Source organism: Shewanella marisflavi, assembly GCF_023283925.1.
Lineage (GTDB): Bacteria > Pseudomonadota > Gammaproteobacteria > Enterobacterales > Shewanellaceae > Shewanella > Shewanella marisflavi.
The window spans coordinates 16,372-33,206 of sequence record NZ_JAKIKX010000011.1; the positions used below are offsets into that span (position 1 = coordinate 16,372).

Genomic DNA, 16,835 nt, shown 5'->3' on the forward strand with positions numbered 1-16,835 from the left:
CTTAAGCGAGTGATGTAACTTGTTGATTTTTGTTTGTATTATATTTTTTTGTGAACTAGGTATTACTTCCGAGTAAAATTTCCTAATTTGTGGATTTTTTATTTTGTCATCCATATTTATGCTCTGACTTGGCGAAATGGTTCGGCCTTGTTAGAGTCGATGAACTAACTTAGCATGAAAAATAATCAGATCAAGCCTTTTGTTATTTGATTGTTAAAACTATTCGGTCTATCAAAGGAGTTTTTAATGAAAAAATTTGCTGTTTTATTAAGCGGAGCGGGCGTGTTCGATGGCAGCGAACTTCATGAGGCGGTATTGACCCTGCTGTCGCTGACTCAGGCCGGAGTAAGCTATCAATGTTTTGCTCCCAATATCCAGCAGATGCATGTGGTAAATCATCTGACGGGGGAAGTGGCGGCCGATGAGCATCGTAATGTGCTGGTGGAGTCGGCGCGTATTGCCCGCGGCGATATTAAGGCGACTGATGAGTTGGATATCGAGGCTTTCGATGGACTGGTGATCCCTGGTGGTTTTGGCGCAGCGAAGAACCTGTGTAATTTTGCCGTAGTTGGCAGCGAGTGTGAGGTGGCACCTAGCGTTAAGGCATTTATTAACGAATTCGTTGAGGCCCATAAGCCTGTTGGCTTTATCTGTATTTCACCTGTGATGATCCCTAAGCTTTATGGCGAGAAAGCTAAAGGTACTATAGGGCACGACAGCGACACGGCTCACGCGTTTAACCTGATGGGCGGCGAGCATGTGGATGCTAATGTTGAGCAGATAGTCGTAGATGAGGCCCGCAAGTTGGTGAGTACACCTGCCTATATGTTGGCTGAGAATATTGCCCAGGCCCATATAGGTATTGAAAAGCTGGTGAAGAAGGTGATTGAGCTGGCGTAATTTCAGTAAATTGAAGAAGGGACCACATACTGTAGGTCCCTTTTTCGATCTTAGGCGGGTATTAGGTGCGTCGACGACTGTCGATAAAGCCCTGTGCTAGTCCAACTAACAGGCCGCCGATATGGGCCCCGTTGGCAATGGAGAGGCCGAACATGTCGGTGAAGCCGAAGACTAACCAGACCAACATAAAGCCTATGTAGGCAGGGGGCAGGCCTATTCCTTTCTCGGGACGTTTGACGCCCATGATCCAGGTGTAACCCACAACCGCATAGACCACACCCGACAGGCCGCCGAAGTTAGGCCCGCCTATAGCATATTGCAGCAGGTTGGGCAGGGTGCCTGCGATCAGCAGTAAGGTTAAAAGGGGAGTCACCCCTAGCTTGTTTTCAATCTTGCCCCCCAGATACCACCACCAGAGCAGGTTAAAGATGATATGCATGGCAGAGAAGTGCATCAGGCTCGGAGTAAATACTCGCCATACCTGACTGACATCGCTGCCCGAGACGGCGCCAAAGAAGGAGAGCGCCTCGAAGATAGGATTGGCAAAGCCGAAGATAAAGCCGAGATAGATTAAGGTGCAGCTGAGCATGACGCTGAGGGTCAAGGGGCCAGCACCCGATAAAAACTGAGTAACCAGCTGCAGTCCCGGTGCGCCATAATCTATCTTAGTGCCTGTGGTGCCGTTGTCCCAGGAGGCTTTAAGATACTTGTCTTCATAGGGGTTGCGAATAAAGTGGTCATACTCCTGCTTGGCTATGCCATAGTCTTGTTCTTTCATTACAGAGAGTATGACGCCTTGCTCAGCATGCTGTAGCTGGCAGTCTATGCCCTGTCCCTTAAGGTAATCGATCAATGCCTGTGCGGCACGTTCGTTGGGAAGATGACCAAGTTCCAGCATAGGATGACCTCTTGCAGTTAGTGGGCTTCTCGCCAGGCCTGAAAGCCACCGTCCAGGCTATAGACCTCATCAAAACCCTGCTCATGCAGATATTGCGCGGCATTTTGGCTACTGATGCCATGATAACAGACCACGACCAAGGGGCTATCCATATCGGCTTCGCCGATAAAGTGGGCCAGATTTTCGTTGTTGAGATTCGTTGAACCGGGGATCTGCCCCGCCTCAAAGCTGGCACCGTCGCGAATATCGACGACCTGCACATGGGTATTTTCGTCGAGCATCTGAATGAGTTGATTCACACTCAGGTGTTGGAAAGCAGACATAATCAACCTGTAATGAATAAAGAGGGATAAGTTAAGTGTGCAACATGGGGCTGTGAGAGTACAGCCCCGTATGGCTTAGGCTAAGGGATTAATCCCAGCTAAGGATAACCTTGCCCGATTGGCCCGAACGCATAGCGTCGAAACCTGCTTGGAAATCATCGACATTGTAGTGATGTGTGATAATAGGTGAGATATCCAGACCCGATTGGATCAGGCTGGCCATCTTGTACCAGGTCTCGAACATCTCACGGCCGTAGATCCCTTTGATGATGAGTCCTTTGAAGATCACCTTACTCCAGTCGATGGCCATGTCACCGCCGGGAATACCCAGCATAGCGATCTTGCCGCCGTGGTTCATGGTATCTAGCATGGAGTGGAAGGCGGCCGGAACACCTGACATCTCGAGGCCGACATCGAACCCTTCGGTCATGCCCAGCTCTTGCATCACATCTTCCAGTTTCTCCTTGGCCACGTTAACGGCGCGGGTTGCGCCCATCTTCTTGGCAAGTTCCAGACGATATTCGTTCACATCGGTGATCACCACATGGCGCGCGCCTACATGACGACAAACCGCGGCGGCCATGATGCCGATAGGGCCCGCGCCTGTGATCAGCACATCTTCGCCGACCAAGTCGAACGACAGTGCCGTGTGTACCGCGTTACCGAAAGGATCAAAGATAGAAGCCAGATCGTCAGAGATATCGTCAGGGATCTTAAAGGCGTTGAAGGCTGGGATCACCAGGTATTCCGCAAAGGCACCTTCGCGGTTAACACCGACACCAGAGGTGTTGCGGCATAGGTGAGTGCGGCCCGCACGACAGTTGCGGCAGTGACCACAGGTGATATGACCTTCGCCAGAGACGCGATCGCCAATCTGGAAACCACGTACTTCTTGGCCAATTTCGACCACTTCACCGACATATTCATGACCAACGACCATAGGCACAGGAATGGTGTTTTGCGACCACTCGTCCCAGTTGTAGATATGGACATCGGTGCCGCAGATGGCTGTCTTGCGGATCTTGATCAATAGATCGTTGTGGCCAACTTCAGGTTTTGGCGCATCAACCATCCAGATGCCTTCTTCAGGCTTGAGTTTGCTTAAGGCTTTCATCGATAGACTCCTAGATAATTCCCATCTCTTTGGCGATGCGGGTGAAGGCATCGATGGCGCGATCTAGCTGCTCGCGAGTGTGGGCGGCTGACATCTGAGTACGGATACGTGCCTGACCCTTAGGAACTACAGGGAAGGAGAAACCGATCACATAGATGTTCTCTTCCAGCAGACGGTTAGCAAAATCGCTCGCCAATTTGGCATCGCCAATCATCACTGGGATGATGGCATGATCCGCGCCGCCCAGGGTAAAGCCTGCCGCAGTCATTTTTTCGCGGAAGTAACGGCTGTTTTCCCATACGGCTTCGCGCAGTGCCTGGCCAGACTTTAGCATCTCCAGCACATGGATTGAGGCGGTGACGATAGAAGGTGCCAGCGAGTTTGAAAAGAGGTAAGGACGCGAGCGTTGACGTAACCAGTCGACGACCTCTTTCTTCGCCGAGGTAAATCCGCCTGACGCCCCGCCTAATGCCTTACCCAGGGTACCTGTGATGATGTCGACTCTGTCCATCACATCGCAATATTCGTGAGTACCACGACCGTTTTGACCGATAAAGCCCACAGCGTGAGAGTCATCGACCATGACCAGGGCGCCATACTTATCAGCTAGGTCGCAGACTCCTTTTAGGTTGGCAATCACGCCGTCCATAGAGAATACGCCGTCGGTGGCGATGAGGATATGACGGGCACCAGCTGCTTTGGCTGCTTGCAGTTGGGTCTCCAGATCGGCCATGTCGTTGTTGGCGTAGCGGAAACGCTTTGCCTTACACAGGCGCACGCCGTCGATAATTGATGCATGGTTCAGAGCGTCAGAGATAATGGCGTCTTCGGCGCCCAGCAGGGTTTCAAAAAGGCCTGCGTTGGCATCGAAACAAGAAGAGTAAAGTATGGTGTCTTCCATGCCGAGGAATTCACTCAGGCTTGCTTCCAGCTGTTTATGAATATCTTGAGTGCCACAGATAAAGCGCACCGACGCCATACCAAAACCATGGTCGTTCAGGCCTTGCTGTGCAGCGGCGATCAGCTCTGGGTGGTTCGCCAGGCCTAAATAGTTGTTGGCGCAGAAGTTCATCACTTCATGGCCGTTGACTTCGATTTCAGTCTTTTGAGGAGAGGCAATAACGCGCTCGCTCTTGTATAAGCCTTCCGCTTTCACTTCAGCCAGCTGCTGATTGATTTGATCGTAGAATGAGGTCGTTGCCACCTGTAGTCTCCTTCTTTTTTGTCTCATTTTAGTTTTTATGCTTTGCCCTGTGTCTTGGGGAATATCCAAAACTTGAGTAAAGGCGATAAGTTAGGAACCATCTGTTACGCATAAGTCAGGCTTGTCGTCGTCTGGCGTCACCTTGATCAATGACTGACTAAGTTTAGTTCAGTTTTAACCATCTTTTTGCGCTGGCATGCTTGCCAGCAGAGGCTCGGCCCTGGATACGAATAGCGCTAGGCTGGCCGAATTCTAACCTTAAACCCGGCCAGCGCCACATTTTTTTTTGCGCTATTAACTAAGCTAGTGCTAACGTAACTTTCGCATAACAATTAATAATGCGAAATGCTACAACCACCGCCTGTGAATATCGGCGGTGAAGAGGGCATGGTAAGCAGGATTAGTCTTCTTCCTGCTCCGCTTTGGCCAGTGCTTTATAATGCTGTTCTAGTCGAATAAAGGTAGGTTTGGCGGACTCGCTGGCGTAAGCCTTGAAGATCATTAATACCCTTAGCAGGCCTTCGTACAAGGAGGTTTTGGTGATCCTAGTGGTCTCTGAGTGGGTGAGTTCGTTGCTTATCCAGAAACAGGCTACCATGCGGATAGTGTCGGCCAGCGGGGTGATCTCTTCGTCGTCGATCACCAGAACACCATCTTGTTTTAACTGGGTCAGGATGCTGGTGGCCCGCTTAAGTACCTGTTCATGAGTAACCGTATATTCTTTGTTAAGCACCTCATCGCGGCTGAGAATGATCACCAGATTGGCGTACATGAAGCGGAATTGCCACAGGGTATAGAAGAGAGCATCGAAGTAGCCGATCAAGAGGTCAACATCCACCTTTTTGCCTTCGTAGGGTTGAAACCCAGACTCCAGGTGTTGTTCGTAGAGCTTGAAGATGGAGCGAATAATGTCTTCTTTATTGCGAAAGTGGTAGTAGAGATTGCCAGGGCTAATCCCTAGATGCGCGGCAATATGGTTAGTGGTGATACTGCGTTCGCCATGTTCGTTAAACAGGGCTAGGCTGGCGTGGACGATTTTGTCGCGGGTTTTCATCTTGATCCTAAATGAGGTCGGTTAATGGCCATGGAATAGAATTGAGTAAAGGCTCCAGTTGAAAGTTAACAGCCAGCGGGCAAATGTCAATCTATGGCTACTCAGACCAGTGACTAATAACACGCTGTTTTTCTGCCATTTTATATTTCGCGTAACAGTCGAGTCTCCTGGGTTCATTTGGCTTATCTGACGCTTACTTTCTGGCTTATGTTACTATTAACCCTAATGAATCCTTTGCCCTATTCAAGTACCGACTGATATGAATCGTCCTTTATATTCAGCATTATTGTATCTGCTGACCCCGTTACTGCTGGTATATCTGTCCATTCGAGCCCTTAAGAGCCCTGATTACCGAGGCCGTTGGTCGGAGCGCTTTGGCTTGTCATCCCTTGAGGCGACAGATTTGCTGATCCATTCTGTCTCTATGGGCGAGACTCTGGCCGCTATTCCCTTGATTAAGCAGATACGTGCCGCCTACCCCAAGTTGAACATTACCATTACCACCACCAGCCCTACCGGGTCGGCTGAGGTGATTAAAGCCTTTGGCGACAGCGTGCAGCATTGTTATCTCCCTTTCGATCTGCCCTTGTGTGTGGCGCGTTTTTTGGGGCAGCTACAGCCTAAGCAGTTGATCATCATGGAGACTGAGCTTTGGCCCAACCTTATTCACCAGGCTAAGAAGCGAGGCATTAAGCTGATGCTGGCCAATGCCAGGTTGTCGGAGAAGTCGGCCAGGCAATATCAGAGTCGCCCTAGATTGTCGCTGCCCATGTTGCGCTCACTGGATCTGATTGCTGCCCAGTCCCCCCAGGCGGGGCAGCGTTTTATCGACTTGGGTGTCGATGCCAAGCGGGTGAAAGTGACGGGAAGTCTTAAGTTCGATCTGACGATTCAGCCAGGACTGTTAGAGAAAGCTAAACAGCTAAGGAAACAGTGGCAGCGAATGGAGACACCCGTATGGGTGGCGGGCAGTGTGCATCCTGGTGAGTTTGATCTCATGTTGGAGGCCCATAAGAGCCTGTTAATACGATTTCCTCAAGCATTACTGGTATTGGTGCCAAGACATCCGGAGCAGTTTGAGGCCGCGGCCAGTCGGGTCAGAGCGGCTGGCTTTACACTAGCGCGGCGCAGTCACCAAGAGACGGTGGATGAACACACTCAGGTGGTGCTCGGCGATACTATGGGCGAATTACTCAGTTTCTATGGCGCGGCGGATCAGGCTTTTGTCGGTGGCACCCTGATTGAAAACGGTGGGCATAACCCCTTGGAGCCTGCTGCCATGGGCTTGCCTGTCTATGTCGGTCCTCACCACTGGGATTTCGCCGAAATCACCCAGTTGTTGCAAGAGGCTGGGGCATTACAGCTGGTGTCGTCAGCAGATGAGTTGGCTCAGCAGTTGGTGAGTCGCTTTGATGATAAGGCGGCCTATATTGTGGCCAGAGAGGCTGGGCTTAAGGTAGTAGATACTAACAAGGGCGCGTTGGCGGCGCAGCTAGCCCTTGCATGCGACTTGATCGATGCATAACGCGCCTGGTTTGGGCGCGCTTCTAACGACTTTCTTGTCACTTGGCGTAACCGATTAACAGTTGCTGCCAATTCTCCTCGGTAAAATGCAGCGAGGGTAACTTACCTTGCTCCTTCTTGAAGGAACGCAGCAGGCGATCAAGATTGGCCTGTTGCCATTTGCTGTCTGGACTGCGGATCTCACCACGGTCGAAATCAATCAGGGTAAAAGTGTCATCGGCCAGCAGTATGTTTTTGGCATTGAGATCGGCATGGTAAACGCCGCGGCGATGGAACTTGGCAATGCTTGTGCCAAGGGCTTGCCACTGAGCTTCAGACATGGGGGTTTTGCTCAGCACGGCGACAAGATCTTGAGCGCCGGGAATGCGTTTAATAATGATATCGCCGCGATAATGGATGCCACTGCGCTTTATCTGAGCCGCAACGGGTTCCGGCACGGCAAAACCTTCCTCGAAAAGCTGTTCTAACAGGGTAAATTCGGCAATCGCCCGGCAACGTTTCAGCCCGGTATAGAGATAGGCATCACGGCTGACTTTTTCCATCATGCCGCCGCGATAATAATGCCTGAGTACCCACTCTTCATTCTCTGTGCTCACCAAGGGGTGAGGCTTAACAAACCAAGTGGTGTAACGCCCTTTGGATGAACCTGTGACGGCGCCCAGCTCTTGCCAGTAATCGAAGGTGAACCAGTCTGGGGTGATCGCCTTGAGCGAGGGGTGACGAAAGGCGATATAGCCGGCATCGGTAGGTTTTAATTGCATAGATTCACTGGCTCAACGGGCTTGGATGTTTGCTAAGGGAAGATTGTACCCGATATTGGCGCCCTGTCAGCCCTCTTTCGACACTTGTTGTAGCACCTGATAGAGATTCTCTTGCCAGCTTTTGGCTTGCAAAATCGCCTGGGACTGGCTGCAGTCCAGCGCGCTGTATCGCGGACGAGGCGCCGCCGCACCATAGGCCGCAGTGCTGATGGGGGTGATGGTTGCCGCTTGGTTAAGTAGGCCTAAGGCGTTGGCGGTAGCTGAAATCTGTCGGGCAAACTCATACCAAGTTGTCACGCCAAGATCGCTACAGTGATAGATGGGCGACGGCGACGAAACCTTTGTGAGCTGCCAGATAAATTGGCTCAAGGCGATGGCCGAGGTGGGGGTGCCCCACTGATCGTCAATCACGCTAAGCGCTTTGCCTTGGCGCATCAGGGCCAGCATGGTCTTAACAAAGTTATGCCCGAAGGGAGAGTAGAGCCAAGCGGTCCGCACTATACAGGCATGACCTTCGTTGTACTTCAGCACCGCCTGCTCACCGCGCCATTTAGACTCGCCATAACGACTGATAGGACGGGGAATATCACTCGGACGGTAAGGTGTTGGCTGCCCATCGAATATTCCATTAAAAACATAGTCGCTTGAGAGGTGGATAAGTCCAATGGCATGTCTGGCGCAGTGCTCGGCTAAGTTCTCTACCGCTAGGTGATTGAGCTCGAAGGCCGCCTGGCTATCTGTCTCGGCGGCGTCGACTTGAGTATAGCCGCTGGCATTGATCACTATTCCATATTGCTTTTCTGTGATGCGCTGCCTGAGCTGGACATGATTGCAGATATCCAGTGCCTGACGGCCAAGATAGTCAACCGGGTAGTGCTCTGGCTGAGTTGCACGTAGGGCCTGGGCAAGCTGTCCATGTTTGCCGATCACTAAGATAGGTTTCATTGCGTCTGGTCCGTTACGGCCTGGCACCAATCCAGATGCTCGAGATACCAGCTGACCGTCTTTTCAAGCCCGCTGGCAAAGCTTTCACTCGGCTGCCAGCCCAAGGCGCGGCTGACTTTACTGGCATCGATGGCATAGCGGGTATCATGGCCCGGTCTGTCGCTCACGAAATGAATGAGCTGTTTGAAATCGCTAATAGTGTGAGGTTTTTCAGCGACTTTTTGATTTAGTAACTCACAGATTAGGCTGACAACATCGAGATTGGTCATCTCATTCATGCCACCTATATTATAGCTCTCTCCCTTTTCACCATTTGCGGCGACCAGGCACAGCGCCTTGGCGTGATCTTCGACATAGAGCCAGTCACGAACCTGTTGGCCATCACCATATACAGGGATAGGCTTGCCTTGCAGAGCGTTGAGCAGAGTAACCGGAATGAGCTTTTCCGGATATTGATAGTGCCCATAGTTATTGGAGCAATTAGACAGCACAACTGGTAAACCATAGGTACGATGCCAAGCCCTGACCAGATGATCTGCTGCGGCCTTGCTGGCCGAGTAGGGTGAACTGGGGGCGTAGGGGAACTGCTCGTCGAAGTATCTCGCTTGGCCCAATTCATCTAAGTCGCCCAAGTCGCCAAACACCTCGTCGGTGGAGACATGGTGCAGACGAAAGCGCGTCGCCATCTCTATCGGCAAGTTGCGGTAATAGTCTAGACATTGCAGCAGCAGCTCAAATGTGCCGACAATATTGGTGTCTATAAAGGCTCGCGGCCCCTCGATTGAGCGGTCCACATGGGTCTCAGCCGCCAGATGGATCACCAGATCAATCTGGTATTGTCTTAGGGCTTTGCCCAGTGTGTCGCCATCATTGATATCCGCCTGGATAAAATGGTAGTTGGGATCTTGCGCCACAGATTTGAGTGATAGCAGGTTACCAGCATAGGTGAGCTTGTCATAGTTCACCACCAGGCAATCGCCTAGGGCGATCAGATGACGGATCAAGGCAGAGCCGATAAAACCGGCGCCGCCAGTGACTAAGATACGGCGCCGAGCGAGAGGATTATGCATCTCTTTACTCATAATATGCGGCCTGACTAAACGAGCTGGCAGCCAGGTCTTTGGCTGACAGTATCGGCGATGGCTTGGCTAGCAAAGGCCAGGCTATGTTGAGGGCGTCATCGTCCCATTTGATGCTGTGCTCGTCATTGGGCGCATAGTAGTCGGTGCACTTATAGAGGCAGTGAGCCTGATTTGAGAGCACATAGAAACCATGGGCAAATCCCGGGGGCACCCAGAGTTGGCGCTTGTTGTCTGCGGAGAGGATATGCCCCGTCCACTGACCAAAACTTGGGCTGTTGCGGCGCAGATCGACGCAGACATCAAAGATCTCACCGTAAACCACACGCACAAGCTTGCCTTGGGGTCTGGTGAGTTGATAGTGCAGCCCACGCAGGGTGCCTTGCACCGAGTGGCTTTGATTTTCCTGCACAAAGTCGAGATCCGCTATCTGTTGCTTGAAATCGTCTTGGCGAAACGTTTCGAAAAAACAGCCACGCTCATCGCCGAATACCTGAGGTTCGAGCAGTTTGACATCTGGAATTGGCGTGTTGAGAATTTTCATCCTGTCACCCGGCCGCGAAACTGGTTTTTTTATGCCCATGGCGGCCTAATCATGGAACCTAGGGACATTCTACATTAAACTCGGTGCGGATCCTTACTCCCTTAAATCTCTCAATGGCCCCTATATGAGCTTGAATTTGCAGACTGCCCAATCTTTGTGTCTTCTACGTTTATCTGCCATCGGTGACGTGTGTCATGCGGTGGCCATGGTGCAGGCCATTCAGCGGCAATATCCACAGCTTAAGATCACTTGGGTGATTGGCAAGGTGGAGTATCAGTTGCTTAAGCATCTTCCGGGTATAGAATTTGTGATTTTCGATAAGTCCCAAGGCTGGCGCAGCTACTTTAACCTGCGCAGCGCCTTTAAAGGACGTCGTTTCGATCTGCTGCTGCATATGCAGGTGGCACTCAGGGCGACACTCGCCTCATTAGCCATCCCGGCTAAGATACGTGTGGGCTTCGACCGTGCTCGTGCCAAAGAGGGTCAGTGGCTGGTAACGAATCACAGAGTTGAACCCTTGGCGACTCCCCATGTGCTTGAGGGATTCATGGGGTTTGCCAAGGCCGTGGGTGTGACAGATATTCAGCCCAAGTGGGACATTCCCGTCCCCGCCGCAGATACCGAGTTTGCCAGAGGCTTGATCCCTGATGGCGACAAAACCTTAGTGATCTGCGCTGCAGCGAGTAAGGCCGAGCGTAACTGGTTACCAGAGCGTTACGCCCAGGTGGCTGACCATGCCTTGGCTCAGGGATATCGGGTCATACTATGCGGTGGCCCTGTCCCGATGGAGCGGGAGTTAGCCGAGACCATTCTCACACATGGCGATGCCCGCATAGAGAATCTGGTGGGCAAGACCTCGCTGACGCAACTGCTGGCGCTGCTCAAGCAGGCAAGCATAGTGTTGGCGCCAGACACTGGACCTGCACACATGGCGGTGACTCAGGGCACGCCGGTTATCGGTCTCTATGCACACTCTAATCCCGGGCGGACAGGGCCATATACCTGTTTAGATAGTGTGGTCAGCGTCTATGAAGAGGCGATTGCCCAGCAAAAAAGCGGTAGTGTGCCTTGGGGGACGCGCGCCAAGGGCGAGCATTTGATGGCGTTGATTCAGGTAGCGCCTGTGCTTGAGCAATTTGATCGTCTCTCGCAACAAGAGTCTCAATAATGGTAGACTTCAGGTTTAATTGGTCAGTTGGATCACAGTCCGCTAGATCATGCTGTCAAGGAGCATGGGCTTGCCCCATGCATTGTTAGGGATATCGTCGATGTCAGTGGCGCCAAAATTTTTGTTTGTACCTGTCTCCTGCGAACAAGGGATAGGTGAATATATGCGTTCCACCATAGTGGCCGATGAGATCAAGCGTCGTTGGCCTGAAGCCCAGATTGAGTTTGTGCTCAATAGCCATGCGCCCTACGCCAAAGATTGTCCCTATCCGACCCATCTGGTCAATGACACCCCCACCAAGCGAGTGAAAGAGGTCAATCAATTGGTCTCGCGTTTAAAACCGGATCTGGTGATCTTTGATGCCGCCGGACGTAAGGCGCAGCTCAAGCATGCTAATCGTAGCGGCGCCAAAGTGATTTTCGTTAGCCAGCATAGGCGTAAACGCGCCCGCGGCATGAAGTTGGAGCGAGCATTGGTGACCGACAGTCATTGGGTGGTGCAGCCTGAGTTTGTGATTGGCGATATCAGCCGCTTCGATCGTTTGAAGCTTAATTTGATCAACCGCGCTGAGCCTATCTTTACCGGTTCTATCTTTGCCCGGCCAGATGAGAGTTTGCAGCGTCAGTTACAGCAAAAATATGGCCTGCTGCCTAAAGAGTATCTTCTCTATAGCGCAGGCTCTGGCGGACACTATTTGGGATCAACCCTGGCGGCGGAGCGTTTTGCCGAGGTGGCCCAGGCCTGTTACCAACAGACGGGCATGCCCTGCGTCATGGTTTATGGCCCTAACTATCCCAAAAGCCTGCCTCAGCTTGACGGCGTGATAGCCATAGAGCAGCTCTCAAGCCTGGAATTTATCAATCTGCTCGATGGTGCCGCAGGGGCTGTGCTCAGCGGCGGCGATACCCTGTTACAGTCGATAGCGCTTAAGGTGCCCACTTTGACGGTGGCCGTCTCTAAGGATCAACCCAAGCGAATTCAGCGCTGCGTGCAGCGAGGCCTAGCTCTTAGCAGTGATATTGATGTACAGACTATGTCTGCTCAGGCTCAGCGCCTGCTGGAACCGCAGACAGTCGCGCAGCTCACTGCCAAAATGGACAGCGAGGCCGATGCCAAGGGGCTAGATATCTGTATGGCCGAGATCGCCAGATTATTAGGGCTGGCCGGTGAGCGCTAAGCGTATTGCCTTAGTCATAGATAGTCTAGCTGGTGGTGGTGCAGAAAAAATTGTGCTCACTTTAGCCGCCGAGCTTAAACGTCAGGGGCATGAGCCCCACCTCTTAGTGCTCATGCCTCAATATGACTATGGGTTGCCCGATGATATTCCCCTGCATGTCTGTTTCGAACCGCGCGAACGGCATATCATCTCCTGGTGGCGACTGGGTCGTTCTTCCGCACGGGTAAAGCAGTGGATCGATGGAATCGAGCAAACCTATGGTAGTTTCGATCTTATCTTGTCTAATCTGGATAAGAGTAACTTGTTGTTGACCCGCGCCGAGGTCTCGCCGCTCTATATCGTGGTACATAACTCTATCGAAGAGGAGTTAACGCGTGAGCGTAAACTTGGACCTCTGGCTTATCTCACTATGCTCAGGGCCAAGCGGGCACTGAACGGCCAAGCGTTGATCACTGTTTCTCGTGGGATAGAACAAGAGATAAGACAAAGTGGGCGTATCGCGCCCCGCAGCATGCGCACCATCTATAATCCATTCGATGTCGAAGCGATAAAGGTTAAGGCTGAAGAGCAGATCCCAGATATTCCCAAGGGGGATTATCTTATTCATGTCGGGCGCGTCGCACGTCAGAAACGCCACGACATACTGTTTAAGTCGCTGGCCAAGATGGACAAGCCCTTGCCACTGGTGCTGCTTTGCAATAACCCCAAGAAGGCGATGAAGCTCGCCAGAAAGCATGGCGTGGCCGATCGTATCATTTGCCCCGGATTTCAGGCTAATCCCTTTCCCTGGATCAAAGGGGCGAAACTGCTGGTGTTAAGTTCGGACTATGAAGGCTTGCCCACAGTTTTGATTGAGTCGCTGATTTGCTCAACGCCTGTGGTGAGCACTCTTTGTCCCCATGGCCCAGATGAGATAATGACCGGCGAGCTTGCACAGTATCTAGTGCCCCGACGGGATGCTGATGCCTTGAGTCGCAAGATTAATCAGGCGTTGGTCAGTTACCCGCCATTGGCCCAGAGTGATATCTTAGCTAAGGTCAATATCGACAAGATTGTCGCCGATTATCTTGCCCTCTGCTGACGATTCGAGTGCGGTTAAAGACTAGGCAGTTCGGCAATGCCTTGGGCACAGCGAATAGACTTGTTTTTCAAAGTGCTGTGAAATAATTGGCTATTGACCTCTAGCTGTTGGCGACAACTCTCCTTATGATGCAGATGAAAGGCGACGGCGTAGAATTTGACCCGCTTACGCCATTTGCCGTTATGAAACATCCGTAGGGCGAATTCCTTATCCTCTGGTCCCCACCCCTCGAACGCCTCGTTAAAGCCATTAATTGCTAACGCATCCTGACGCCAAAAACCAAGATTGCATCCATGTATTCCCTCAACCGAGTCTGGTTGACCCCATCCGCACCGCTGACTGAGCCATTGGCTTCTTAGCGCGAGCTTCCGTCCTCTGGTGATCCCGCGAGAAAGCAAACTTGGCTGACTCATTCCAGATAATACCGAGCTGCTGAGCTTGGGCCCCATCTTGATGCGTTTTCCCGTAACCAAGCAGTCTGGCTCGGCTATGGCTAGGTGATCGGCGACAAAGTGCGGGTGTAAAACCATATCGCCATCGATCATTATGATGTACTCGTGCTTGGCAAGGCGAATAGCGCGATTGCGACTGGTCGATAGCCTAAAGCCCTTATCCTCATGCCAGCTGTGAACCAGGGGCACGGGAAAGTTGGTTGCTAGGCGGGCGATAAGCTCTCTTGTCTCTGCCGTTGAACCATCATCGGCGATGATCACCTCATCGGGTAGGCAAGATTGTGTTTCCACACTGGCGAGCACGACATTCAGGGCTGCAGACCAGTTATAGGTGGTGATAATTAAGCTAGTGGACATAAACGTGAGTTAAGTAAAAACCTAAGTTCTGTATAACTCATTATCTATAACTATACGAATTTACTCGTTTTTATGTTGTTTTTGAGTTGAGAGTGTAATTTTTTTGTAGGGGGTGTTGAGCTTTTTTGTCGGGCGTGTGCATAAAATATGAGCAAAGGGTGAGCGTAGGGGCGACATTAATTGCCCCTACATTCTTGTGTTGGTCATTAGTATTTTTGAGAGGGGTGTATCAGACCAAATATCCAGCTAAGAAGAGGGATAGGCAGCTTGGTTTTTCGCTGTTGTTTCAGCATGTACCAGTGCCAAGCCTGCTGCTTGTATTCTAATATCTCTGACCTTGATAGGCGCTCTTTATACATGTCGCAGTAATCGGCAATATACTTGAGTTCTCTCATGGGAATCTTCCCGCGATAGCCTCTGCCTGCGTAATGTATGAAGCTTGCTTCCTGATAATTCTCAGCACCTAATAGCGGCATGCGATTAAAGCGTTTATCTACGCAAACACTTTTGATTTTATCTCTCCGAATCAAATAATTGATATAGGTTTGATCGTAAAACTTCACTTCGTTGCAGATTTTTTGCATCTCTTCTGCGCTAGCGTTATCGAACAGGCCAGCCTGCTTAGAAACCAAAATCATGCCTGAATTAAAATAGATCATTTTGCCATCGTCGATGGGCCACTCTACGTCGCCCAGCACTTGATTAATTTGAGCTGCCTGTTGAGACCTATCAATGTGCGCGCCCTCATTAAACATGTAGACGGTATCGAGTTCGGGACATTGTTCAAATATATTTTCCGCCCAAGGAGAAATCAGCATGTCGGCATCTAGATAGAGTACGCGATCATATTCTTTGAGGATTTCTTGCATATATAGCTTTTCAGACCAGGCGGGACTAGCATCAAATTTTTTATTATTTACATGGAGTTTGTAGTGAAGGCGATCTGAGATGATGAGATCGGCCGAGACCTTTTCCGCATATTGTTTGAAGCTCGAAATGGCAGCCCGATACATGGGGTTGTCGCCAATGGCGAGAGTGAAGATTGCTTTTTTCATAATTAGGCCTTGGCTGTTATGAGCTTAAAGGTAAACAAGATGCTTGAACTTGGGCGAGCGTTGCCATCACTTCATTGACGCTAATATCGCTAACATATCCCTTGCCCGTATTGGCATACAGGACTTTTGAGGTCGCGGTTTCCGGCGGTGCCCAGTAAGGTTTTTTCTGGCGCATCATGGCGATAAGCGGCCGCTGGCTGGCGGTGGCAAAGTGCATGATGGCGGTTTCGACCGTGATCACTCTATCGGCGGCGGCTATTAAGGCGGGAAGCTCGAAGAAATTGTTCTCGACGGTAAACACGGCGACGTGCGAGTTAGCCAGCTGTTTCTCTTGTGCAATAGCATCTTTGAGCGCCCCATAGTTTTCAGGCGTGCTGTTGACGATAAAGCGACTGTCGGGTGACTGCTCTGTGATGCGTGCGATCAATTCAAAGAGTTGTGATTGATGCCAGTCACGCTTCTTATTGGTCGATAGATGGTTGAGGAAATACACAGGGCCCTGGGCGCTAGCGTTAAACTGTTTCGTAAGCCAATCCTTAACCGTTTGCACAAATTCAGGGGCAATGGTTAAAGAGGGCATAAAGTCCTGCTTTTTCATTGTGAGTCCTGTAATGCGGTGCAGTAGCTGATAGTAGCGATCGGTAATGTGGTGTTGCTCGCCGAGGGCATCCACGTCGATCTTAAAGGTCTTGTCGCTGTGACGGAAAAACCATGCATCGAGCAGCCCGCCAAATTTAGACTTGGCCAGGCTTGTGACGATAAATCCCTTGGGACTGATGCGTCTGGCGAGTTGGGAGAACTGTTCACTCTTGCTACCAGAGTGAGTGATCACCAAATCATAATTTAGCGCCTTGGCGGTCTCGATTTGACTGTCTTGCATCGCCTTGCTGTCGCAGCAGCCATAGCTGCGACTGAAAGCGGGCTCGGCTGTTATCCATTGCAGCATGATCTTGCTGCGGGATAAGCGCCAGCTATCTTGATTATTTCGATTGTCATCGAGCCAAATATCTACCTCAAGATGCGGGTTCTGCCACTTAAGGGCCGCTAAAAAGGTTTTGAGATAGAGAAAGTCGCCCAGTGCCAGTGGTGATATAAAGAGGAGTCTTTTTGCCTGTGCTAATCGCTCAAGTGGTATAAGAGACATTGTGCCCTAGCCGATATAATGAGGTTGGCCTAAGGATACATGGCTTTGATGACAC

The 16,835-nt window shown here is 51.1% G+C and carries 17 protein-coding genes; 5 read left to right on the forward strand and 12 right to left on the reverse strand.

Features of this window, described 5'->3' with window-relative positions:
- Positions 1–246 precede the first annotated feature (246 nt).
- Positions 247–900: an isoprenoid biosynthesis glyoxalase ElbB gene (elbB, locus tag L2712_RS17035; protein ID WP_248978481.1), complete on the forward strand. Its 654-nt coding sequence runs from the start codon at positions 247–249 to the stop codon at positions 898–900.
- Positions 901–961: 61 nt separating this feature from the next.
- Here the strand turns inward: elbB and glpG are convergent, their stop codons facing one another.
- From glpG to L2712_RS17060, 5 genes are all read right to left on the reverse strand, one after another.
- The gene (glpG, locus tag L2712_RS17040) at positions 962–1,798 is read right to left on the reverse strand and encodes a rhomboid family intramembrane serine protease GlpG (RefSeq protein ID WP_248978482.1); all 837 of its coding nucleotides are present in this window, start codon (positions 1,796–1,798) and stop codon (positions 962–964) included.
- A 17-nt stretch (positions 1,799–1,815) separates the two neighbouring features.
- Positions 1,816–2,121, reverse strand: coding sequence for a thiosulfate sulfurtransferase GlpE (glpE, locus tag L2712_RS17045; protein WP_033540372.1), 306 nt, complete (start codon positions 2,119–2,121; stop codon positions 1,816–1,818).
- 88 nt (positions 2,122–2,209) lie between these two features.
- The gene (tdh, locus tag L2712_RS17050; protein ID WP_033540371.1) at positions 2,210–3,235 is read right to left on the reverse strand and encodes an L-threonine 3-dehydrogenase; all 1,026 of its coding nucleotides are present in this window, start codon (positions 3,233–3,235) and stop codon (positions 2,210–2,212) included.
- A gap of 10 nt (positions 3,236–3,245) precedes the next feature.
- A complete protein-coding gene (locus L2712_RS17055; RefSeq protein WP_088905756.1) occupies positions 3,246–4,439 on the reverse strand; it encodes a glycine C-acetyltransferase in 1,194 nt (397 codons plus the stop codon).
- Positions 4,440–4,839: 400 nt separating this feature from the next.
- Complete coding sequence (locus tag L2712_RS17060) at positions 4,840–5,493, reverse strand: TetR/AcrR family transcriptional regulator (protein ID WP_033540369.1); 654 nt, start codon at positions 5,491–5,493, stop codon at positions 4,840–4,842.
- 259 nt (positions 5,494–5,752) lie between these two features.
- Between L2712_RS17060 and waaA the strand changes: the two genes are divergently transcribed.
- Positions 5,753–7,018 (forward strand): lipid IV(A) 3-deoxy-D-manno-octulosonic acid transferase, encoded by a 1,266-nt coding sequence (gene waaA, locus L2712_RS17065; RefSeq protein ID WP_248978483.1) that lies wholly within the window; start codon positions 5,753–5,755, stop codon positions 7,016–7,018.
- 37 nt (positions 7,019–7,055) lie between these two features.
- Here waaA and L2712_RS17070 read toward each other — a convergent pair whose 3' ends face one another.
- The 4 genes from L2712_RS17070 to rfbC form a co-directional block, all read right to left on the reverse strand.
- A complete protein-coding gene (locus L2712_RS17070) occupies positions 7,056–7,778 on the reverse strand; it encodes a 3-deoxy-D-manno-octulosonic acid kinase (RefSeq protein WP_248978484.1) in 723 nt (240 codons plus the stop codon).
- Between the two features lie 66 nt (positions 7,779–7,844).
- Positions 7,845–8,723, reverse strand: a complete 879-nt coding sequence (rfbD, locus tag L2712_RS17075) for a dTDP-4-dehydrorhamnose reductase (protein ID WP_248978485.1) — start codon at positions 8,721–8,723, stop codon at positions 7,845–7,847.
- Entirely contained in the window at positions 8,720–9,793 is a 1,074-nt protein-coding gene (gene rfbB / locus L2712_RS17080) for a dTDP-glucose 4,6-dehydratase (protein WP_248978486.1), read from the reverse strand. The genes rfbD and rfbB overlap by 4 nt, the downstream gene beginning before the upstream one ends.
- Before the next feature lie 4 nt (positions 9,794–9,797).
- Complete coding sequence (gene rfbC, locus L2712_RS17085; protein WP_248978487.1) at positions 9,798–10,346, reverse strand: dTDP-4-dehydrorhamnose 3,5-epimerase; 549 nt, start codon at positions 10,344–10,346, stop codon at positions 9,798–9,800.
- 124 nt (positions 10,347–10,470) lie between these two features.
- On the opposite strand from rfbC, the gene L2712_RS17090 reads away from it, so the two are divergent.
- The 3 genes from L2712_RS17090 to L2712_RS19165 all read left to right on the forward strand — a co-directional run bounded on the left by L2712_RS17090 (position 10,471) and on the right by L2712_RS19165 (position 13,772).
- Entirely contained in the window at positions 10,471–11,514 is a 1,044-nt protein-coding gene (locus L2712_RS17090) for a glycosyltransferase family 9 protein (protein ID WP_248978488.1), read from the forward strand.
- Positions 11,515–11,614: 100 nt separating this feature from the next.
- A complete protein-coding gene (locus L2712_RS17095; RefSeq protein WP_248978489.1) occupies positions 11,615–12,691 on the forward strand; it encodes a glycosyltransferase family 9 protein in 1,077 nt (358 codons plus the stop codon).
- Positions 12,681–13,772, forward strand: a complete 1,092-nt coding sequence (locus L2712_RS19165; protein WP_033540362.1) for a glycosyltransferase — start codon at positions 12,681–12,683, stop codon at positions 13,770–13,772. The genes L2712_RS17095 and L2712_RS19165 overlap by 11 nt, the downstream gene beginning before the upstream one ends.
- Before the next feature lie 14 nt (positions 13,773–13,786).
- On the opposite strand, the gene L2712_RS17105 is transcribed toward L2712_RS19165, so the two are convergent.
- The 3 genes from L2712_RS17105 to L2712_RS17115 all read right to left on the reverse strand — a co-directional run bounded on the left by L2712_RS17105 (position 13,787) and on the right by L2712_RS17115 (position 16,780).
- Complete coding sequence (locus tag L2712_RS17105; protein WP_248978490.1) at positions 13,787–14,581, reverse strand: glycosyltransferase family 2 protein; 795 nt, start codon at positions 14,579–14,581, stop codon at positions 13,787–13,789.
- A gap of 206 nt (positions 14,582–14,787) precedes the next feature.
- On the reverse strand, positions 14,788–15,636 hold the full coding sequence (locus L2712_RS17110) for a glycosyltransferase (RefSeq protein WP_033540360.1): 849 nt from the start codon (positions 15,634–15,636) through the stop codon (positions 14,788–14,790).
- Positions 15,637–15,652: 16 nt separating this feature from the next.
- Entirely contained in the window at positions 15,653–16,780 is a 1,128-nt protein-coding gene (locus L2712_RS17115) for a glycosyltransferase family 9 protein (protein WP_248978491.1), read from the reverse strand.
- Positions 16,781–16,835 lie beyond the last annotated feature (55 nt).